This window comes from Marinobacter sp. es.042 (assembly GCF_900188315.1).
In the GTDB taxonomy this organism is placed as follows: Bacteria; Pseudomonadota; Gammaproteobacteria; order Pseudomonadales; family Oleiphilaceae; genus Marinobacter.
This window is the reverse complement of sequence record NZ_LT897781.1, coordinates 1,975,362-1,995,388: the sequence shown is the minus strand read 5'-3', so window position 1 is coordinate 1,995,388 and position 20,027 is coordinate 1,975,362. Positions and strand designations below refer to the sequence as shown.

The following is a 20,027-nucleotide window of genomic DNA, read 5'->3' as shown; positions in this document are numbered from 1 at the left end:
TAGGTAAGGCCTACTTACAGCCTACCACTAACCAGTGCAGGCACGGCGACGCCTACTACATTGCGCCTTCGGCTCCATTCCGCAGGCGCGCATGCTGCAAGCGTTAGCTGTACAAGGATGTCGCACTGTCTATGAAGCGGATCAAAAGGTGGATGGTAGGCGTCAGCCTCACTATTCTGGCGGTGTTCGTCGCGGTAGTCCTGATCGCCTACCTTGCTCTTCCTGACCTATGTGAAAACGAAGAACTCTCGGCGACCGCTTCTCCAAATGGAGAATATGAGGCAATCAGCTTTCGCAGGAATTGTGGAGCAACTACTCCCTATAGTGTCCAAGTTTCAGTGGTACCAGCGGGTATGGAGTTGCCAAACGAGCCAGGGAACGTGTTGGTTATTCGCAATCATGATTTGGCCCCAGAGCTACACTGGAAAGGGCCATACGATTTGGGAATCCTTTACCCAACCCACGTGCAGGTGATTCGGGTAGATAAAATTCCAAATGATGTTTCTGTTGTATACACCCCGGTGGCCGGGTGAAACTCAAGCTAACAAGGCCAGGCACGGCGACGCCTACTACATTGCGGCTTCGCCTCCATTCCGTAGCCGCGCATGCTGGCTGGCGTTAGGCTCAAAACCAGCACCGGAGATCAGGTGTACAAAAAGGAGAAATGTTCATGGATGAAATCAATCTACTAGTGTTCATAGAAGTTATGCCGGGCAAGCGTGCCGAGCAGATTGAAGCCTACAAGGCGCTCAAACCTCTGGTAGAGGCAGAGCCTGGCTGCCTGCGGTACGAGTTGCTTGCTGACTCCAATGACGAGAATAGATTTATTCTTATCGAAAAGTGGGCATCGCAAGAGGCTCTTGATGCTCACGATAATACCGAGCATATGGTGGCTGCGGATGCTCACAGTCCAACGTTCCGTGCCGGGCCTGCAAGGGTTCAGAAAGCCAGTGCTGTACTCTAAAAGCCTAACAAATCAATTAAGTACGTTCCGGCCTTCGGCCTCCACCGGACGGCCCTGTCGGGCCGCCGCTTATCATTGGCGTTATGAATCAGCACGGAGAGTTTTATGCTCGAATTGAGACCCAATTGCGAGTGCTGTGACAAGGACTTGCCGCCAGACTCTAGTGAGGCTGTCATCTGCACATTTGAATGCACGTTCTGCCAATCATGTGCTTCTGGTGTTCTGGCTAATCAGTGCCCCAACTGTGGTGGTAATTTCTCGCCTCGTCCCATTCGTCCAGCATCACTACTCGGCAAATATCCGGCTTCAACGCAACGAGTGGTAAAAGTCGGTGGCTGTAGTGCCAATTCATAACCAGTCGCAGCAGTGCGTGGCCTTCGGCCACCGGACGCCACTGTCGTGGCGCCGCTGTGCTCAGCGTTATAGCTGAGGGAAAATATGATCGAGGGATCGAGCGATAAAAACAGGGCTGGTCGTCCAGGGTGGGGCACATGGCTATATTCGAAACGAGAATCGGTCTGGTATGTGTTGGTGGTAATCATCCCCTTTCTCACCCTCAAACTCCTCATGGCCACCAACGAAACTGTCAACAATATTGAGTCAACGGGGCAGTTCACCTATCCGGGTGGCTATGTAGCTATTGCTATTATCACTCTCCCGCTATGTGCGGTTGTTCCATTTCTGCTCAGGGAGTCAGAATCCGAGTTCAAGATGGGTGGGATAGCCCTTACATCAGTGATACCGGCAATTGCAGTCATTTGGGTCTGGGTCGCAATGGTAAATTTCGCTGAGGAGGAGTTGGCGTACAAAACTGCCGATCCAATTGGGCACTATTTTGTGACCCGTCGAGCATACAATGTTTACACGCATAGATATGCAGACGCTGAAAAACACAAGGCAATAGCTCAATCGGCCAGTGGTGCTTGGGCTTGGACGGCTAATCACTCGACGGCCACGGAAGCTGCGGAAGTTGCCCTTGATCGTTGCACGACAAGGAATGAGAAGCCTAAGTCAGAGCAACCATGCAAAATTACTATCTTGGACGAGCAATGGAGTGACCAGTCGACCGGATATAACCAATAGTTCCAGTTCGTTCCGGCCCTTTGGCCTCCACCGGACGCCCTTTTCTCCGCTTCGCTGCGTAAAGGCCGCCGCTGAACAAAAGCGTTGAGGCTGTAGAAAAACCCCGAAATCCCCGCTCCGGTTTGGTAGGATCAGGCAAACGGACAAGGAGTCGTCGGCATGCCCCGCTTCAAGCATTACAACTACGACCAGGATGCCATGGTCGTGATCAACTACCAGGAACAGCTTCAACCCGGCACCTTTGAACACGCGGTGCACTACCTGATCGAACACAAGCTGGACCTGTCAGTTTTCCATCCCAAATACCGCAATGAAGACACTGGCCGGCTGGCCTACGATCCGGCCATCCTGCTCAAGATCATCCTGTTCGCCTACTCCAAGGGCATCACCTCCAGCCGCGAGATGCAGTGGTGCTGCAAGACCAACATCATCTTCAAGGCCCTTTCCTGCGATACGGTTCCGCATTTCACCACCCTGGCCAAGTTCGTCAGCAGTCACTCGGATGAAATCGAAGAGCTGTTCGAGCAGGTGCTGCTGGTGTGCCACGACCAGGGCCTGCTGGGTAACGAACTCTTCGCCATCGACGGCTGCAAGATGCCCTCGAACGCGGCCAAGGAATGGTCTGGCACCTTCAAAGAGCTGGAAGAGAAACGTGCCAAGTTGCGACGGCTGGTTAGCCATCACCTCAAAGCCCATTACGAGCGGGACGAGGCAGAGACCGAAGCCGAACTGGATCGTGACATCCGACGAGCGAAAACCATCCTGTCTCTGGATGAAGCGGCAAAGAAAGTCGACCGCTTCCTAAAGACGAACCGCCCAAGGATGGGCCGGGGGAAGCGGAACAAGGAAGTGAAGAGCAACCTCACCGATAACGAAAGTGCCAAGATGACCACCAGTAAGGGCACAATCCAGGGCTATAACGGCGGGGCCACGGTGGACAGAAAACACCAGGTCATCATCGATGCCCAGGCCTTTGGCGAAGGCCAGGAACACCACACCCTGCAACCGGTACTGGAGAGCGTGGAAGCTCGCTTCAGGAAGCTGGGTATCGCTGACAGTATCTACCAGCAAGGCACCACCGTTACCGCCGATACCGGCTTCGCCAACGAAGCCAATATGAAGTACCTGCACGAACGGCAGATCAACGGCTACGTGCCCGACAACAAATTCCGCAGTCGCGACCCGAGGTTCCAGAACCAGAAAGACAAATACGGCAAACGCCATCAGAACCAGCCGGTCACGGACTGGAAGGAGATCATCCCGGCCAGTGAATTCCAGTTCGATCCTGTGAACCTGACCTGCATTTGCCCGGCGGGCGAAAGCCTCAAGTACCACGGTACCCGGGCAGACCAGAACGGCCAAAGCCGAGCCTATTTCCAGGGCCGTTTACTGCAATGCCGTCACTGCCCGAAGAAGCACCAGTGCATGCAGAATCCGAACGCCGCTAATCATCGGAAAGGCAAGGGCCGACAAGTGTCGTTCACTATCGAGCACAAACGCCTGCCCAACTACACCGACTGGATGAAACACCGGGTGGATAGCCCGCAGGGTAAAGAGATCTACAGCCACCGTATGTCGGTGGTAGAACCAGTGTTCGGCAACATCGGCACGAACAAGGGTCTTAACCGCTTCAGTTTGCGGGGCAAGAAGAAGGTGCAGGGCCAGTGGCAGCTATACTGCCTGGTGCACAATATTGAGAAGCTGGCGAATTACGGGCGGATGGCGGCGTAATGCCGAGGGCGCAAGTCCCGGAAAAGTGCCTGCTGGAAACCAGCAATGCCGACGCCAGGAGCCCCAAAAGGCCGAAGCGGATGGCTGAACATCGAAGTCACGAGAATCGGCCAGTTGATGGCCGCGATAAAAATTACAGGAATCAGGCGTTGGGAACGGCTCGGAATCGGGTTTTTCTACAGCCTCGTTACAAGGCCAACTGAAAGGGAGTTCAAGTGGTTACCTGCTATCTAAAGTACGTGATAGATCCCTACAAAGCCGCCGAGTTCGAGCGCTACTCGAAAATGTGGATACCTTTGGTCCAGAAATTGGGCGGTCAGCACCATGGGTATTTCTTGCCTTCCGAGGGTGCTAACAACATTGCCATCGCACTATTCACTTTCGAGTCTCTTGCAGCCTATGAAAAATACCGTGAGGCTTCGTTCCAGAACTCAGATTGTCAGGCCGCATTCAAATACGCCGAAGAAACTCGTTGTGTACTAAGCTGTGAGCGCAGTTTTATGAGGCCGGTCTTTGAGTGAGCTTGTAACAAGTGCATTAAGTCTGCTCCGGCCCGATGGGCCTCCACCGGACGCCCTAGTCGGGCGCCGCTTATGCAAGCGTTAAATTTTTGCTGCTCCCTCGCAGACTATGCTGTAATACGTTGTAGTCACCAAATTTGAGGGTACAGCCATGAGTGTCACTACAGTTCGCCTTCAGGCAGAGGTTGAGCAGCATCTGGAAGCAATTGCCGGCAGGCTTCACCGAAGTAAAGGCTGGGTGATTAACCAGGCGCTTTCGGAGTACATCGAAAAACAACAGCGTGAGCATGAGCGTTGGCAGCAAACGCTTGAGGCAATGGAGTCGGCGGCCCAAGGAAAGGTAGTCGATGCTAACGAGGTCCATAGCTGGCTTAGTAGCTGGGGAACCGAAAACGAGCAGGATGCGCCGAGGTCAGGTAATTGAAACTAGTTTACACGGACGAAGCCATTGAAGACTTAAAGCGCCTTAGGGAATTTATAGCAGCCCACAATCCCTCTGCGGCCTCCAGGATAGCGGCCGGGCTGGTTAGCAAAATCGAACTGCTACCAGACTTTCCAAAGATGGGAACACCGGTTGAAATGGCGCCGGTTCCCGATTCCATCCGCGATATGGTTTTCGGCAAGTACGTTGTCCGCTACTCAGTACATTTGAGTGCCATTATCATTCTTCGGGTATGGCATGAACTGGAAGGTGAACGATAGAAATCTAACCAGTCGCTGTTGCCGGACAATTTTTCCACCGCTTCGCGGCTCCAAAATTGCCGCAAAGCTTCGCGTTAAAACGAAAACACAGGAGGTCACATGCAACGGATCGCATCGAAAATTACTCTGCTGTCTCTATCTTTGATCCCCAGTATTGCTCTTGCCGAAACCTCGGCTCCTGAGGACTATCTCGCTAATAAACCGCTGGTATTGGAGGTTCGGTACTGTGAGTGTCTGGCCACCAAAACCGATGGCGCACCCTCCGACCTGCTGCCAAGTTTTCTCAGGGAGTCCAGTCTCTTAAAGGTTAGTGTGTCGAGCGAGGATAGAGGCTTTGCTTCTTCGGGTGATTTGTCCATCGGTTACGAACTCAAACCAGTCGCAGGCTCGCCCGGCCAATTTCAGTTCAACTATTCTGGAAGCTACACAACGAGTAATGGGAGCAGTGCAGGCAACGGGGAGTTACTGCTCGTTCAGGGACAATGGGTCAATTTTTTCGGTTCGCGGCATAAGAACGAATCTGGATCGCAACACAGCAATGTTGAGGTGCGGCTGGCTGAGCCCGGTGGTTCCTGATGGCCGGTTTTCACAAGTCAGGTCAGCGGACGTGTTACACACGCTGATCTTGCACCGCGTTATGCCCTAAAGCAGATGCCCCTCAGGCAACATGCGTTCGTGTAGGGTGCGGATAATTTCAACAATACCCTCGGTGGCTAGCCGATAAAATATAATGTGGCTCCCCTGAGGGTAATGTCGGTAGCCTGGATTTATCTCATCGCAAGCGTGCCCCAAATTCGGATTGTCAGCCAGAAGGTGGAAGCATTGATCGAACTGGAGAACATAGTGGTTTCGTTGATCTCGACCCCGTTCACGCTCCGTGTATAGGGCAATAGATTTGAGGTCAGCTTTGGCCTTCCTGGAAAGCTTGAAACTTGGCATCAGCGCCCTTTGTTGTCCAGTTCACGAATAAACGAGTTATAGGAGTAGTCTTCGAAACCACTGTCCTCGCCTTCCTTAAGCAATTTACGAAGTGTAGTCAGGCGGGTTTCAGACTCTTCAAGCAGGCGCAATGCGGCACGAACGACCTCGCTGGTTGTTCTGTATCGGCCATTTTTGAGCTGTTCTGCAATGAACGCATCAAAATGTTGGCCTAAAGTGATGCTGGTGTTCTTTTGCATGATGCTACCTCGCTAGTACCAATAATTGGTATGTTTTGGTCTGGGTGGCATAACAATGCAATCCACGCGACAAGCGCGTGATTGCGGGCGTCATGCAGAACGTTCGTCTTGACGTACGTACCTATAAGCGTACACTTGGTTAAAAGATAGACACGCAAGAGGTGCGTCATGACCGGAATCACAGCAACTGAGGCACGCAGCAACCTATATCGGTTGATCGACGAGACCGCCGAGTCGCACCAACCAATCGTTATCATGGGGAAGCGGAATAAAGCAGTTCTGGTGTCCGAGGAAGACTGGTCTGCAATTCAGGAAACACTTTACCTGCTTTCCGTGCCAGGTATGCGAGAGTCTATTCGCGAGGGGATGGATACCCCCGTTAAGGAATGCGATGAGGAGCTGGACTGGTGACATGGAAGTTGGTTTACACCAAGCAAGCCCAGAAAGATGCAACAAAGCTGGCCTCCAGCGGTCTCAAACCAAAAGCCCGGGAATTGTTGGCGCTTATAGCAGAAGATCCATACCGCAAGCCCCCTCCGTTTGAGAAGCTCATAGGTGATCTTGCTGGTGCCTATTCACGCCGTATCAATATTCAGCATCGGCTGGTTTACCAAGTGCTCGAGGAAGAGCGTGTGGTGAAAGTCCTCAGGCTCTGGAGCCACTACGAATAGTGCATAACCAGCCCCTGTTGGCAACACCAATAAACGAGGTCCCCAGAGAATTTCAGATGAAAGAGCTTCTAGAAAACCATCGCTTTATCCTCGCCGAGGCTGCCGTTATCGAAAGGCTCCGTCGTAGCGGAATGGTAGAACTGGACAAGAGTCTGGTTCACGCCCCATTGATTTATAGCAACGAGGGTAGAGCGGAGCTGGAGAGCCTGTACCGGGAATATCTGGGCATCGCTGAGGCCAATAACCGGCCAATATTGCTTTGTACACCTACTTGGCGGGCAAGCAGGGAGAGAGTGCAAGCCTCAAATCAACCACAGAGCATTAACGTTGACGCCACAAAGTTTCTGAAAGAATTGGTTGTCGAAGAATCCAGAAAAGTGCCCGTTAAAATTGGTGGTCTGATTGGCTGTAAAAACGATTGTTATCTGCCTGAGGAAGGCTTGTCACTGGATGAGGCAAGCGAATTCCACAAATGGCAGGTCGATCAACTCGCAGACTCGGGTGTGGATTTCCTCATCGCAGTCACGCTGCCTTCAGTAGAGGAGGCCGCTGGAATTGCTCTTGCAATGGAAGCTACGGGATTACCTTACATCATAAGTTTTGTGATTGGTTCCGATGGTAACGTCCTGGATGGAACAGAGCTGCAGCAGGCAATTGAATATGTCGATGCCAAGACCACGAGTAAACCGCTTGGATATTTTGTTAACTGCTCCTACCCGTCATTTCTTGATCCGGATACGCTCTCTGAAAAATTATTTGAACGGCTGATTGGTATTCAGGCAAACGCCTCCTCCCTTAGCCATGACGAGCTGGAAGGTTCAGCAGAACTGAGATCCGAATCGGTTGAAGAGTGGGGCGAGCTTATGGCGCAGTTGAACAGAGATTTCGGATTGAAAATCCTTGGTGGTTGTTGTGGTACCGATGGCAAGCACCTTGAGTATCTAACCGAGAATATCACCTGACGCATAATGGTACTGGGGTAGCGTGAGAGTGCCCCAACTGTGGTGGTAATTTTTCGCCCCGTCCTATTCGTCCTGCGTTACTGCTTGGTAAATATCCGGCCTTATCGCACCTCTACCCGTTCCCGTCGAATCAACAGTCCCAACGCCAGTGCCGCCAGTGACCCCATAACAGCAGCGAAACTGATCCCGGTCGTCGTCAGGGTGGTCACGGTTGCCATTAAGCCCAGGCCGATCACCGGCACCGAGATCGCGATATAGGCCACAACAAAGAAGGCGGACGTTACGGCGGCCTTCTCCGCAGTCGGGCTGACCGAGGCGATGGCGCCCATGCCTGCCCGGAACGAAATACCCTGGCCCATGCCGGCAATCACGGCCCCGGTTACGAACAGGGCGAGGGATTGGGAATAGATGCCCAGTGCTATCGGAATCACCCCGAGCATCAGAGACACGCAGCCCAGGGGAAGGCGCAGCCGCAGCGGCAGGGCGCCTTGCAGGAACTGGCCAATGGTTGAGGCGATGAAAATGCTGCCGGCCACAACACCGATCAGCAACCGGTTGTCATAGCCCAGTACCTTACCCATCATCGCCGGGGCGATGGAGGTGAAGAAGCCGCACATGGCGAAGCCGGCAAATCCGGCAATGGCGGCGGGAATGAACACGCCGCGAACTTCCGGTGGCACGCTCAGGCGCTGGATAGTCAGTTTTGGGCGAGCGGGTTTCGAGACGGTCTCCGGCGCTGCCCAGATGCAGCATACCGCCAACAGCGCCATGGCTGAGTGCACCAGAAAGGTCAGGTGCAGTGGCCAGGGCAGATACTCGGAGAGGGCACCGGCAAGCATGGGCCCAAGGCCAAGCCCGCCCATGTTCGCCGCCGTGGCAAAGAAGGTTGCCTTTTCCCGCCAGTGAGGTGGTGCCAGCTCCAGGACGGCCACGGTGGCCGTGCCGGTAAAGATCCCCGCAGACAGCCCGGACAGCACCCGGCCGGTGAGTATCATTCCCAGCCCATTGGCCTGCCAGAACACCAGGTCGCTGATGATGGAACAAGCCAGGCCCGCGAACAGCATTGGCCGGCGGCCTATCTGATCAGACCAGCGCCCGGTCATGACCAGTGCGGCGATCACACCAAAGGCATAGGCGGCAAAGATGATGGTGATCATCAGATCGGAAAAGCCGAACCTGTCCTGGTAGATGGGGTAGAGCGGCGTCGGCATGGTGGTACCGATCATTGTCACACTGAAGGTAAAGGCCGCGCCCAGGAATATGAGTAGCGGAAGCCATGGGTGCTGCTTGGAGGGGGCCATGCCAGAGTTCCAATGAACGGTTACTGAAAGGTCGATTACACTATCAGATGCGTTGGGGGGAATCGAAGCATCCTGCTAATCAGGGCAATCGTCCAGCTATACTCACGTTAGGAGAAGGCGTGCATCAATCAGCAGCTCGGTGGATTGTGTTGCTACTGAGAGACAGGAATATTCCCTTCCTCATTTGTGGTGGGCTTGCTGCAAAGGGATATGGCTCTCAGCGCGATCTGCATGACATAGATCTCTTTGTCCCAGGTGAGCACTTTTCGTCTGTGGTCAAGGCAGGGCAGCCGTTTATATCCAAAGCGGCTGCCCACCGCCAGGAGGAGGGCTGGGACCTGACCTACGTCCAGTTCAAATACGAGGGTGTCAAAGTGGAGGTAGGTAACGCCGACGGTGCACAAATCTTCGATGCGCAAAATAAAGCCTGGGTTGCGCTAAACATCGATTTTTCTCGATACGAGACCGTGCACTTACTCGGCCTTGAGCTTCCCTTGATGCTGAAGGAGGATCTTGTCTGGTATAAATCCCTACTCTCAAGGCCGGTTGATATCGAGGATGTCCTGGCTATTCGGTAACAGCGATAGAGACACACCGATGACTGTTCATTCTGGTTCCTGCCTTTGCGGCACCGTGGCATTTGGGATTGAAGGCGACTTCGAGAGCTTCTTCCTGTGCCACTGCCAGCACTGCCGAAAGGATACGGGTTCTGCTCATGCAGCCAATCTGTTTTCACAAACCGCCAAATTGACGTGGCTGGCCGGTGAGGATGCCGTGACGTCCTACACGCTTCCGGGTACTCGCCATAGCAAGAGTTTTTGCAAGCTGTGTGGTTCCGCGCTGCCAGGCACTCAGCTTGAAGGGTTGCTTGTGGTTCCGGCAGGGTGTCTGGACACTGACGTCTCCATAAAGCCAACGGCGCATATTTTCACGGCGAGCAGGGCCGCCTGGGATGAGGCGCTTGAAGAGGTACCCGTGCAATGACGGAACTCTCACAGGTGGCCGGCCTGTCTACGGAACAGCTTCCAAACATTGAACGCCATCTTGACCGCTGCTATCTCCAGCCCGGGAAGTTACCCGGCGCGCTGACACTGGTCGCCCGGCGAGGGGAGATTGCCTATGTGAAAGCGCAGGGGCTGATGGACGTGGAACGCAACAAGCCGGTCCGCCGGGATACGGTGTTCCGCATCTATTCCATGACCAAGCCGATCACGTCTATCGCCATGATGCAGCTTTATGAGCAGGGGCGGTTTTTACTGGATGATCCCGTACACAAGTATATTCCTGCCTGGAGGCACCAGCGGATTTACAAAAGCGGGGTTTATCCGAACTTCCTGACCACGCCTGCATCCAGCAGCATGACGATTCGCGACCTGTTCACGCATATGTCAGGCCTGACTTACGGATTCATGCAGCGCACCAACGTTGACGCTGCCTACCGCGAGCTCAAGCTGGATGGCAGCCGGAGTATGTCGCTCGAAGCCCTGGTTGATCACCTGGCAGAGCTGCCGCTGGAGTTTTCCCCGGGCACAGCCTGGAATTATTCGGTCAGCACGGATGTGCTGGGGTATCTGGTGCAGTTGCTGTCGGGTAAGCCGTTTGATGAGTATCTGCGGGAGCATATTTTTGAACCTCTGGACATGCCTGACACCGGCTTCCATGTTCGGGATGATCAGCTTGACCGCTTCGCTGCCTGCTATCACTACCAGGCCGGAGATCAGTTCACGCTCCAGGATGACCCCGAGACGTCTCCCTTCCGGCGCAAGCCCCAGTTCATGTCCGGCGGTGGCGGGCTGGTTTCCACCATCGACGATTATTTCCACTTCGCCCAGGCCCTGTGTCAGGGTGGCGAGTTCCGGGGCCGGCGGATTATTGGTCGAAAAACTCTGGAATTCATGTGTCGTAACCATCTGCCCAACAATCAGGACCTGCCGGGCCTGTCTGTCGGTGCATTCAGCGAGGCTCCGTTTGCAGGGACTGGCTTTGGTCTGGGTTTTTCGGTAAAAACGGACGTCGCCAAATCCCAGACCAACGGATCGGTTGGTGAATACGGTTGGGGTGGCCTTGCGAGCACCAACTTTTTTGTCGATCCCGTTGAGGAACTGGTGATGATTTTCATGACGCAACTGATTCCGTCGTCCACCTACCCGATCCGTCAGGAGCTGCGGGCGATCGTTAATGGTGCGCTGCTATGAACACAGATTCAACACCCTATCCAATCGGCACGCCAGGCATTCCCTGGGGCGAAGCAGAGCGCGCCGAGTGGTTGTCGCGACAGACCCGTCAGCGCAGTTACGAGGCGGAGGTGTTGGGTGTGATCGAGCGCCTTGGCGCGCGGTTTGATGTGGAAGAATACGGCGGGGTGGATTACGGCCCGGACTATTATCCGCTGATGGCGCTTCGCAGCCGCGACTGGAACAACGACCTGCCCGTGGTGCTGATCACGGGCGGCGTTCACGGTTACGAGACCAGCGGTGTTCATGGCGCGCTTGAGTTTCTCGATAAGCACGCGGCGGATTATGCCGGGCGCGTGAACCTTCTGGTTGCGCCCTGTGTCAGTCCCTGGGCGTACGAGCGCATTCATCGCTGGAACCGGAACGCGATCGACCCCAACCGCTCGTTCCATGACGGCAGTCCCGCGGAAGAGTCGGCCGCGCTGATGCGTTTGGTGGCAACGGTTCGTGAGCATGTTTTGATTCATATCGACCTTCACGAAACCACCGATACCGACGAGTCGGAATTCCGCCCGGCGCTGGCCGCCCGCGATGGCAAGCCATTCGAGCCGGCCGGCATTCCCGATGGCTTCTATGTGGTGGACGATAGCGAAAACCCGCAGCCGGATTTTCAGCAGGCACTGATCAAGGCAGTGGAGCAGGTGACGCACATTGCACCGGCCGACGAGAAAGGCGAGATTTTCGGCTCACCAGTGGTTGGCCGTGGCGTGATCCAGTACCCGCTCTCGCAGTGGGGCCTTTGCGCTGGCATGACCCGTGCTCCCTTCCGGACCACCACCGAGGTGTATCCCGACAGCCCCCGTGTAACCCCCGAGCAATGCAATGCCGCGCAGGCCGCGGCGGTGTGTGCGGCCATCGACTACGGGCTTACTCACAGTCAATAGGCCAAGCAATATGTCGGAAAGATGGTTAACCCGACTCCAATAGATAGGGCTGCGCCAGGGCTTCAAGCTTTTCTTCTCTGAGTTCGCCGATGGCATTCCATATGTGCTCTGCAAGCTCTGGGTTTGCCGCTTTGAATTCCCGCGAGAGCATCAGGTAGTAGGGCTTGGTTTTCAGGGGAGGACCAATGCGGACAATGCCCTCCATCTGGTCGGTGTCCCGACGTAAGAGGAAATCCCCGGTGACCGATTGAAGGGCAACGGCATGAACCCGCCTGGCAGCGAGTAGCTGGAGGCTTTGCTCTGAGCTGCGTACTGCCATCACTGATACTCCAAGCTTTTCAAGATCGTTCACGATGGAGTAGCCCAATGGGGCGCCAACGGAAAGGTCCGTGTCTTCGAAAGCCTTGCCGTTCCAGCCCAGCTCAGTATCTGGCAGGGCATAGAGATTGTAGCTGATGGTGGTTAGTCGGCGGGTAGGGTCAACCTGGCCGTCCCGCCAGGGGTATTCGCCAATTCGGGTGCGGGCAGCATTGTAAGAAGCATTGAAGATACCATCCACTTGGCCGGTTTCGAGCATGGCCAGGCATCGTTTCCAGGGATAGCGGCTGAACTTGATCCGCAAACCCGGTACCCGCTCTTCCAGCAATTTGACCAGCTCCACCGCTGCGCCGGGTCTCTCAAGAACCTCCTGGGTGTCGCCCATGTAATAGGGGAATTGCGTTTTATCTTCGTAGGCAACATGCAGGACGGTTTCCGCATGGCCAATTCGGGCTGAACTCCAGAGAAGCAGAATGGATAGCGCGAGAGCGAGAACTGCATGAAGACACGCTTTCATGGGCATGCTCAAAAGAGTGAAGAGATCAAAATATCTTAGTTTGCGGCGAGGAATTTTCAATACATCTTTCCATTGCGACCAGCAGCTCTGGCATCGGGCTGGAATGTATAAGACCATGTTATCCATACTTTCGAAAAGAGGCCATTGCGGTCCGGGAGACCTGATCAATGAAGTACACGAGTCTTGGGTTTTTGTTGGCGGTTGGCGCTTTGACGGGCTGTCAGACGTCCTCTCATGTTTCTTCTGCAGCGATGGATGGAGACGGCATTACCTGTAATGAAATCTACCAGGCATTTTCAGCCTATGAGAGCGACCGGCAATCCGCTGCGGCCTGGGCCCAGCTGGGCACCCTGATCAGCCCCAGTGCCGGGAACTACGCGGATATGGGCGTGAAAACGGCCGCCAAATACTACGATCAGATCAAGGCGGCAACGAATATTTCTCTCGCTGTTCGCGGTTGTCAGCCGGTGCAGTGACGCATGGCCGCATGCAAAACGGGTGAATCAGTTCTGCATGCGGATATCGTCTTTCCACCGGAAGCCCACGCCACCGGCCTGCCATACGCCGTCTTTGTTGAACGGGTGGGGGCCGGCCATGTTGATGTATTGGGGCAGTCCGAAATGGGGCGACAGGTTTCGCGGTGCCTTGATGGTGACCCGGTCCATGATGCGCAGTCCCTGTTGCTCTGCCGGCAGATGCGCTTCTGGGGCGGCGCGGTGGGCGACGGCCCAGTTATCGATAAATAACAGATCGCCGGTTTCGTATTCGTAGCGAATTCCGTAGCCACCCTCGAAGGAATCGTTCAGCAGATCGTTGTAATCGTTGAACAGTTCCTTCATGGCGGCCTCGTCCAGCAGGTGGAAGCTGTCCGCGGGTGCAGGCAGGGTCTTCAGCTGGTCGAGCGTCAGACCTTCTTCCGGCAGGCGCTCCAGCACTGCGCCAGTCATGCCCAGATGCAGCCACACACTCTTGCGACCTGAAATCGGGTGGGTGTGAACCACGGGGTGGGTGACACTGGATGCGGAGTTTACCGACACCAGTCGTTCCCAGAAATCCTGTTTCTCCGGCGGAAGTGCGTCAAAGGCCGCACCCTGGTGCGCGAAGTGGGTGCCGCCGCCATTCTCGGGCGCACGGGCCATGTAGTAGGCGCTGTGTGAGAAGGTGGCGGCTTCGAAACTGCCGTCGTTGTGCCATTGTGGGCCAACGCCGAGAATGCCCTGGCGGCCATCGTTAGAGCAGCGGAAAATATGCCGGTTGCGGCCGGGTGTTGCGGGATGCACGCCGTGGGTGGAATGGATCTCGCGCCCGCCCCACCATTTGCAGGCTTCAATCAGTTCATCGGGGGAAAGGTTGGCCTGGAGCTTGAATACGATGAACCCGCGATTTGCCATTTCCTCTTCCAGGGCCTTGATAGCCGGTTCTGGCAGCTGGTTGCGCACGTCGGCTCCGTAGATCTCAACGCCGATCGGATCCAGAGGCTTGAGGGTTAACCCTTCCAGTTCGAGCAGTGCCACGTTATCAGGGTTCAGGGGCGCTACGGTGGAGGTGGGTTCGCGGGTCTTTTCCAAGGTCTGTGCCATAACCTTCACTACCATGCTGCTCGTTTTTTACACAGCCTAACCCGTTGGGTTTCCGGAATTCAAATACGATGTCCGTTCCGCCCGATTTCTGAGCTGGCTTCCTGTCGGCCGGTGCCGGCAAGACCAAATCCCGTTTGCCTTCGTAGATGCGGCCTCTAGACTGATAGTGGTAACCAAAAACCGAGAGGAATGGCCGTGACTCCCAAATCCCTTTTGCGCCGCACAGCGGCATTGATAGCGTTCGTGATGTCCGGATCGGTAATGGCTGCTGATCCTGTGGTGGTGTCCTCCAAGATCGACACCGAAGGCTCGGTACTGGGGCAGATGGTGTTGCAGTCCCTGGAGGAGGCCGGTATTCCGGTTGAAAACCGGCTCCAGTTGGGTGGCACCAGCATCGTCCGCAATGCGATCAAGGCCGGCGAAATCGATATCTACCCCGAGTACACCGGCAATGCTGCGTTCTTTCACGATCAGGCGGATCGGGATATCTGGAAAGATGCGGATAAGGCCTACCAGGAGGCTGCTCGCCTGGATAAAGAGGCACATAACATTGTCTGGCTGGAACCCGCCGAAGCAAACAATACATGGGCTATGAGCGTGCGGGGCGACCTGGCGCGGGAAAATAACCTGGCCACACTCGAAGATCTTGGGGCGTACATCAATGGGGGCGGTGCCTTCAAGTTTGCGGCCAGCGCCGAGTTTGTGGAATCCGCCAGTGCCTTGCCGGCGTTCCAGGAGGCCTATGGCTTCAAGCTGGAATCCGACCAGCTGTTGATCCTTTCCGGGGGCAACACGGCGGCGACATTGCGCGCGGCCGCTCTGAATAACAATGACGTAGACGGTGCGATGACCTACGGCACCGATGGCGGGCTGGATGCCCTGGATCTGAAGGTAATGGAAGATACTGCAGGCGTTCAGCCGGTGTATCAGCCAGCGCCGATCGTGCGTGGCGAGGTGCTGGAAGCCCATCCGCAGATCCGGGAGGTGCTGGCGCCGATCTTCGAGTCGCTGGATCTCGAAACGCTGCAGCGCCTGAATGGCCAGGTGGCGGTGAACGGGGTGCCGGCGGATACCGTCGCCCGGGATTACCTGGATACCCTGGCCCAGGACTGAGGTTTGTCGATTTACAGCTCTGTTGCCTCGAACACCATGCCGAACCGTGTCCTGCCTGTGCTGGGGTGTCTTGCCCTGGGGCTGGTCTGGCTCCTGGACCTGGGCGTCATTCAACCCAACCGCATTGTTCCAGGTACCGGTTACGGCCTGCTCTCGGCCGTTGGCGGGCTCTGGGCTGGCCTGGTGTCACTGATTCTGGCTGGCTGCGTTCTGCTGTCTCTTTTGCCGTTGCGCCGGCGATACCTGCGGCTTCTGGGCCTGGCAGGCCTCTCCCTGGCGCTGCTGCCACTGTTGCTTGAGGTCTTCGCGGGCCGGCACCTGCCGGAAGGCGCACCTTACGCGCGATCATCCATCGGAGCCGGTTTCTGGTGTTTGCTGTTTTTGCTTTCGCTGATGCTGATCGAAATCCTCGGGCGCCTCGGGAGCGGGCGAGGGCTACAGCTGATGATACTGGCCTTCATTGTTGGCAGTTGGCTGTGGATCCTTCGAGGCGGTGGGCTGGAGAGTCTGTCGCTGGTCCGGGAGTTCAACGCCCGCCCCGACAAGTTCGAGCAGGCCCTGTGGACTCATCTGGCACTGGCCTTTGGCGCGGTCGGTATCAGCGCCGGTCTGGCTTTTTTACTGGCCCTGAAGATGATTCGTAGTGTGGCCTGGCGCCGTCCCATCCTTGGCGCGGTCAGCTTTCTCCAGACTATTCCCAGCCTGGCGGTATTCGGGTTACTGATCGCACCGCTCAGTGCGCTGGCAGCTGCCTTTCCAGCACTGCAGGCCATGGGGATTCGTGGCATTGGCTGGGCTCCGGCCTTGTTGGCTCTGGTGGCTTACAGCCTTTTGCCCATGGTGCGCAACACCCTCGTCGCGCTTACCGAGGTGCCCGAAAGCCTCGCCGATGCCGGGCGGGGCATGGGAATGAACGAGCGACAGCTGTTCTTCAAACTCAAGTTGCCACTGGCGCTTCCCGTGATTGTGGAAGGCGTGCGCATTACCACGATCCAGGCCATTGGCCTGACCGCGGTTGCCGCGCTGATTGGCGCCGGCGGTTTTGGCAGCTTTATCTTTCAGGGCCTGGGGCAGGCGGCGATGGATCTGGTATTGCTTGGTGCGCTGCCCACCATTGCTCTCGCGCTGCTGGCGGATGCTCTGCTCACCATGCTGGCGACCAGTCTCAAGCCGACACCGGCGACGGCCTGACAGGAGAGGGATAAGCCCGGATGATTGAACTGAAAAACGTTACCCGCCGCTTTGGCAATGCCGTGGCGGTGGACCGGATAAACCTCACGGTCGAAACCGGCGAAGTGTGCGTGCTGGTGGGCAGCTCTGGCTGCGGCAAGTCGACCACCTTGCGAATGCTCAACCAGTTGCTGCCCCACAGTGAGGGGCAGATCCTGGTGGATGGTAACGATGTTACCGCCATGAACCCTGAGCAGTTGCGATTGAACATGGGTTATGTGATTCAGGGCACGGGGCTGTTTCCACACTGGACGGTGGCCCGCAATATCGCCATGGTACCCCAGCTTCTGAAGTGGCCACGGGAGCGGATCGACGAGCGCGTGCATGAGCTGCTGACGCTGCTGGATCTGGACCCGGCCACCCACGCCAACAAATATCCCCAGCAATTGTCCGGCGGGCAGGCTCAAAGGGTAGGCGTTGCCAGGGCGTTGGCCGCCAACCCCAATATTATGCTGATGGACGAACCCTTCGGTGCGCTGGATGCCATCACCCGGGAGAACCTACAGCTGGAGATGTTGCGTATCCAGAGTCAGCTGCGGAAAACCACGGTCTTTGTAACTCACGATATCGACGAAGCCCTGCGGCTGGCGACCCGCATTGCCGTGATGGATCAGGGCCGGATTATCCAGCATGACACGCCGGAGAACATTCTCCGGCGACCCGCCTCCGTTTTTGTGGAGAATCTCGTGGGCAAGCAGGACCGCGGCCTGAAACTGATGAGCCTGCACACCGTGCGGGATCTGATGGAGGTTCACCCTCAGCCCAGAGAGCCGGAACCCGGCGCCGACGGCCTCAAGGAAGACGACAGCCTGCGAGTGGCTCTTTCAATCATGCTCTGGCAGAACTGGAGCCAGGTGCCGGTGTTCAATGCCGATGGCCAGGAAACCGGAACCATCACCCGTGACCGCATTATCCGGGAAGGTGCCTGATGCGGGTCTGGTTGCCGCCTGTGTTGCTGACTGTGCTCCTCTGTGCCCTCAGCGCGGGCATGCCGGCTCTCGAACCGCTTTTCGAGTGGGTGCAGCCCGATAAACAGAATGTGATCTACGAGCGGGAGAGCTTTCTCTTTCTGCTCCAGAACCATCTGATGCTGGTGGTGATTTCCGCCCTGGTTGGAACCGTCGCTGCGGTTGCCGGAGGTATCTTCGCCACGCGCCCGGCTGGGCGGGACTTTCTGCCGCTGGTTAGCCAGATTGCCTCTATCGGCCAGACTTTCCCGCCGGTGGCGGTTCTTGCCTTGGCGGTGCCGGTTCTCGGGTTTGGTGAGGCGCCGATTCTGGTGGCGCTGATTCTGTATGGCTTGCTGCCCATTCTGCGCAATACCCTGGCCGGTTTAGAGGGTGTCGATGCCACGGTGAGGCAGGCGGCGCTGGGTATGGGCATGTCGCCTTTTCAGGTGCTGTTGCAGGTGGAGTTGCCGCTGGCGGGCAGGGTGATCCTGGCCGGTATCCGGACCTCGGTAACCATCAATATTGCAACGGCCGCCATTGGCTCGACCATTGGAGCCCGAACCCTGGGGGATCCGGTGATCGCCGGTCTCGTCAATGGCAATACGGCCTACGTGTTGCAGGGCGCGATTCTGATTGGCATGCTCGCGCTGACGGTGGACAGCCTGTTCGAGGCCGCTGAGCGGGTCTGGGACCGCCGGTTTCTGCCCCAGACTGCAGGCTGATCGCTGGCGCAGGCATCCGCTGCTTTAAAAATCCTGCTTTGATGTCTAGTCTGACGAAGATGGACAGCGCAAGGAGCACAGCGGAATGAAGTTTCCTTCGAGCACGTCATTTGCACTCCTCGGCGCAGCACTAATCGCGATCAGCTATGGTCTGGCGCGCTTTGCGTTCGGTCTGTTCGTTCCCCCTATAAGGGATGAGCTGGGGCTGGCGCCGGATGTGATCGGTGTGATCGGTGCGCTGCCGCTGATCAGTTTCGTATTCGCTACCCTGGTGGCTCCGCTCTCGGCAAATCGGCTTGGTGCCCGCAATACCGCCATGGCCTCCGGTATTTTTGGTGTTGTTGGCCTTGCGCTGATTAGTCAGGCCGTGGGGGCCGTCTCTCTCGGGGTGGGTGTTGTTCTTTGCGGCATCTGCACGGGCCTGATGATGCCGGCTCTCACAGCAGCCATGCAGGCGCTGGTGAGACGCTCGCTCCATGGCCGGGTAAGCTCGGTGATGAATGCGGGCACCAGTATCGGTGTCGTCGTTGCTGTGCCGACGATCCTGTTCCTTGCCGGAGCCTGGCGCTATGCCTACGCTTCCTTTGCCGTGCTGGCGGTAATTGGCGTGATTGCCACCTGGTTCTTCATTCCGTCTGTATCCCGTGTTGTGCCCGCCAATGCTGCGCCGGCGCAGCCAATCAGTGCGGATCAATGGTGGCGACTGCTCAGGCTCTCGCTGTTCGCGTTCATGATGGGCTTTGTCTCTGCCGCCTACTGGATTTTCGCACCCGATCTCGTGGTTAATCTGGGATCCATGCCATCCGATGCCACTGGCTGGTTGTGGCTGGGGGTAGGTATTGCCGGCCTTGGCGGCGCGGTGGTGGCCGATCTGGCTGACCGGAACAACCCGCCGGTTACCCAGGCCCTGATGCTGATGACACTGGCCGCTAGCCTGGCGTTGCTGGCGGCTAGTCCCGATAACCTGATGATTTCGGCATTTTCAGCGCTGGTGTTTGGTCTGGCCTACATGAGTCTGACCGGGCTGTACCTGATGACCGGCATTCGCCTGTTGCCGGGGCGGCTGTCCATGGGCCCCGTGCTGCCCTTCATGGCAGTATCACTGGGCCAGGCGGCTGGCTCGCCGATAGTTGGTATGCTTGTGGGCCATGTGGGTTATGCCGATGCCTTTGCCATGTTCTGCGCCATCGGCATTATCGTGGCTATGTTGTCGCCGCTCTATCCAAGGCATCTGGAATACGAACCGGATGATGAGACCGAAGAAGATGCCGGTCTGCAGGCCGCTTACGACTATCAACTTCAGGACGAAGAGGGCGAACCCTATTCAGCCATAACGGGAAAGACCGAGAGCTACTGAATGGCCTGG

The 20,027-nt window shown here is 56.5% G+C and carries 27 protein-coding genes; 22 read left to right on the top strand and 5 right to left on the bottom strand.

Translation table 11 applies throughout. The features are described from left to right. Positions 1-131: 131 nt before the first annotated feature. The 9 genes from CFB02_RS09280 (at position 132) to CFB02_RS09240 (ending at position 5,577) form a co-directional block, all read left to right on the top strand. Positions 132-533, top strand: coding sequence for a DUF5412 family protein (locus CFB02_RS09280; protein WP_088557778.1), 402 nt, complete (start codon positions 132-134; stop codon positions 531-533). A gap of 137 nt (positions 534-670) precedes the next feature. After that, a complete protein-coding gene (locus tag CFB02_RS09275) occupies positions 671-964 on the top strand; it encodes a putative quinol monooxygenase (RefSeq protein ID WP_088557777.1) in 294 nt (97 codons plus the stop codon). Between the two features lie 105 nt (positions 965-1,069). Continuing rightward, the gene (locus CFB02_RS09270; RefSeq protein ID WP_088557776.1) at positions 1,070-1,318 is read left to right on the top strand and encodes a DUF1272 domain-containing protein; all 249 of its coding nucleotides are present in this window, start codon (positions 1,070-1,072) and stop codon (positions 1,316-1,318) included. An 84-nt stretch (positions 1,319-1,402) separates the two neighbouring features. Continuing rightward, positions 1,403-2,047, top strand: a complete 645-nt coding sequence (locus tag CFB02_RS09265; RefSeq protein WP_088557775.1) for a hypothetical protein — start codon at positions 1,403-1,405, stop codon at positions 2,045-2,047. A gap of 159 nt (positions 2,048-2,206) precedes the next feature. Next, a complete protein-coding gene (locus CFB02_RS09260) occupies positions 2,207-3,778 on the top strand; it encodes an IS1182 family transposase (protein ID WP_088557774.1) in 1,572 nt (523 codons plus the stop codon). Between the two features lie 215 nt (positions 3,779-3,993). Next, the gene (locus tag CFB02_RS09255; protein ID WP_088557773.1) at positions 3,994-4,299 is read left to right on the top strand and encodes an NIPSNAP family protein; all 306 of its coding nucleotides are present in this window, start codon (positions 3,994-3,996) and stop codon (positions 4,297-4,299) included. A gap of 151 nt (positions 4,300-4,450) precedes the next feature. Beyond that, a complete protein-coding gene (locus tag CFB02_RS09250) occupies positions 4,451-4,723 on the top strand; it encodes a CopG family ribbon-helix-helix protein (protein WP_088557772.1) in 273 nt (90 codons plus the stop codon). Then, positions 4,720-5,001, top strand: a complete 282-nt coding sequence (locus CFB02_RS09245) for a type II toxin-antitoxin system RelE/ParE family toxin (protein WP_088557771.1) — start codon at positions 4,720-4,722, stop codon at positions 4,999-5,001. Before CFB02_RS09250 ends, CFB02_RS09245 begins: the two co-directional genes overlap by 4 nt. A 99-nt stretch (positions 5,002-5,100) precedes the next feature. After that, positions 5,101-5,577, top strand: a complete 477-nt coding sequence (locus tag CFB02_RS09240; protein WP_088557770.1) for a hypothetical protein — start codon at positions 5,101-5,103, stop codon at positions 5,575-5,577. A gap of 66 nt (positions 5,578-5,643) precedes the next feature. Here CFB02_RS09240 and CFB02_RS09235 read toward each other — a convergent pair whose 3' ends face one another. After that, positions 5,644-5,940 (bottom strand): type II toxin-antitoxin system RelE/ParE family toxin, encoded by a 297-nt coding sequence (locus CFB02_RS09235; protein WP_088557769.1) that lies wholly within the window; start codon positions 5,938-5,940, stop codon positions 5,644-5,646. Next, positions 5,940-6,179, bottom strand: coding sequence for a type II toxin-antitoxin system ParD family antitoxin (locus CFB02_RS09230; RefSeq protein WP_088557768.1), 240 nt, complete (start codon positions 6,177-6,179; stop codon positions 5,940-5,942). Before CFB02_RS09230 ends, CFB02_RS09235 begins: the two co-directional genes overlap by 1 nt. Positions 6,180-6,347: 168 nt before the next feature. Here CFB02_RS09230 and CFB02_RS09225 point away from each other — a divergent pair, with 168 nt between their 5' ends. From CFB02_RS09225 to CFB02_RS09215, 3 genes are read left to right on the top strand one after another with little or no spacing between them, the layout of a single operon-like run. Next, positions 6,348-6,590: a type II toxin-antitoxin system Phd/YefM family antitoxin gene (locus CFB02_RS09225; protein ID WP_027831703.1), complete on the top strand. Its 243-nt coding sequence runs from the start codon at positions 6,348-6,350 to the stop codon at positions 6,588-6,590. Next, a complete protein-coding gene (locus CFB02_RS09220; protein WP_088557767.1) occupies positions 6,587-6,850 on the top strand; it encodes a Txe/YoeB family addiction module toxin in 264 nt (87 codons plus the stop codon). The genes CFB02_RS09225 and CFB02_RS09220 overlap by 4 nt, the downstream gene beginning before the upstream one ends. Positions 6,851-6,906: 56 nt before the next feature. Continuing rightward, complete coding sequence (locus CFB02_RS09215; RefSeq protein ID WP_088557766.1) at positions 6,907-7,812, top strand: homocysteine S-methyltransferase family protein; 906 nt, start codon at positions 6,907-6,909, stop codon at positions 7,810-7,812. 101 nt (positions 7,813-7,913) lie between these two features. Here CFB02_RS09215 and CFB02_RS09210 read toward each other — a convergent pair whose 3' ends face one another. Then, positions 7,914-9,113: an MFS transporter gene (locus tag CFB02_RS09210; protein WP_088557765.1), complete on the bottom strand. Its 1,200-nt coding sequence runs from the start codon at positions 9,111-9,113 to the stop codon at positions 7,914-7,916. A 119-nt stretch (positions 9,114-9,232) separates the two neighbouring features. On the opposite strand from CFB02_RS09210, the gene CFB02_RS09205 reads away from it, so the two are divergent. From CFB02_RS09205 to CFB02_RS09190, 4 genes are read left to right on the top strand one after another with little or no spacing between them, the layout of a single operon-like run. Further along, positions 9,233-9,691 carry a hypothetical protein gene (locus CFB02_RS09205; protein WP_088559205.1) on the top strand — a complete coding sequence of 153 codons (459 nt, stop codon included), beginning with the start codon at positions 9,233-9,235 and terminating at the stop codon, positions 9,689-9,691. Between the two features lie 19 nt (positions 9,692-9,710). Beyond that, a complete protein-coding gene (locus CFB02_RS09200; protein ID WP_088557764.1) occupies positions 9,711-10,097 on the top strand; it encodes a GFA family protein in 387 nt (128 codons plus the stop codon). Further along, a complete protein-coding gene (locus CFB02_RS09195; protein WP_088557763.1) occupies positions 10,094-11,308 on the top strand; it encodes a serine hydrolase domain-containing protein in 1,215 nt (404 codons plus the stop codon). Before CFB02_RS09200 ends, CFB02_RS09195 begins: the two co-directional genes overlap by 4 nt. After that, a complete protein-coding gene (locus CFB02_RS09190) occupies positions 11,305-12,231 on the top strand; it encodes a M14 family metallocarboxypeptidase (protein ID WP_088557762.1) in 927 nt (308 codons plus the stop codon). The genes CFB02_RS09195 and CFB02_RS09190 overlap by 4 nt, the downstream gene beginning before the upstream one ends. Positions 12,232-12,256: 25 nt before the next feature. On the opposite strand, the gene CFB02_RS09185 is transcribed toward CFB02_RS09190, so the two are convergent. Continuing rightward, entirely contained in the window at positions 12,257-13,066 is an 810-nt protein-coding gene (locus CFB02_RS09185; protein WP_227519168.1) for a substrate-binding periplasmic protein, read from the bottom strand. A 167-nt stretch (positions 13,067-13,233) separates the two neighbouring features. Here CFB02_RS09185 and CFB02_RS09180 point away from each other — a divergent pair, with 167 nt between their 5' ends. Next, positions 13,234-13,542: a hypothetical protein gene (locus CFB02_RS09180; protein WP_088557761.1), complete on the top strand. Its 309-nt coding sequence runs from the start codon at positions 13,234-13,236 to the stop codon at positions 13,540-13,542. Positions 13,543-13,569: 27 nt separating this feature from the next. Here the strand turns inward: CFB02_RS09180 and CFB02_RS09175 are convergent, their stop codons facing one another. Beyond that, positions 13,570-14,646, bottom strand: coding sequence for a TauD/TfdA dioxygenase family protein (locus CFB02_RS09175; protein WP_172835817.1), 1,077 nt, complete (start codon positions 14,644-14,646; stop codon positions 13,570-13,572). Positions 14,647-14,835: 189 nt separating this feature from the next. Here CFB02_RS09175 and CFB02_RS09170 point away from each other — a divergent pair, with 189 nt between their 5' ends. The 5 genes from CFB02_RS09170 to CFB02_RS09150 all read left to right on the top strand — a co-directional run bounded on the left by CFB02_RS09170 (position 14,836) and on the right by CFB02_RS09150 (position 20,018). Then, positions 14,836-15,759, top strand: coding sequence for an ABC transporter substrate-binding protein (locus CFB02_RS09170; RefSeq protein WP_088557759.1), 924 nt, complete (start codon positions 14,836-14,838; stop codon positions 15,757-15,759). A gap of 36 nt (positions 15,760-15,795) precedes the next feature. Continuing rightward, positions 15,796-16,950 carry an ABC transporter permease gene (locus tag CFB02_RS09165; RefSeq protein ID WP_088559203.1) on the top strand — a complete coding sequence of 385 codons (1,155 nt, stop codon included), beginning with the start codon at positions 15,796-15,798 and terminating at the stop codon, positions 16,948-16,950. Between the two features lie 20 nt (positions 16,951-16,970). Next, a complete protein-coding gene (locus CFB02_RS09160) occupies positions 16,971-17,918 on the top strand; it encodes an ABC transporter ATP-binding protein (RefSeq protein WP_088557758.1) in 948 nt (315 codons plus the stop codon). Beyond that, positions 17,918-18,661: an ABC transporter permease gene (locus CFB02_RS09155; protein ID WP_088557757.1), complete on the top strand. Its 744-nt coding sequence runs from the start codon at positions 17,918-17,920 to the stop codon at positions 18,659-18,661. The genes CFB02_RS09160 and CFB02_RS09155 overlap by 1 nt, the downstream gene beginning before the upstream one ends. 85 nt (positions 18,662-18,746) lie before the next feature. Further along, positions 18,747-20,018 (top strand): CynX/NimT family MFS transporter, encoded by a 1,272-nt coding sequence (locus CFB02_RS09150; RefSeq protein WP_088557756.1) that lies wholly within the window; start codon positions 18,747-18,749, stop codon positions 20,016-20,018. Positions 20,019-20,027 lie beyond the last annotated feature (9 nt).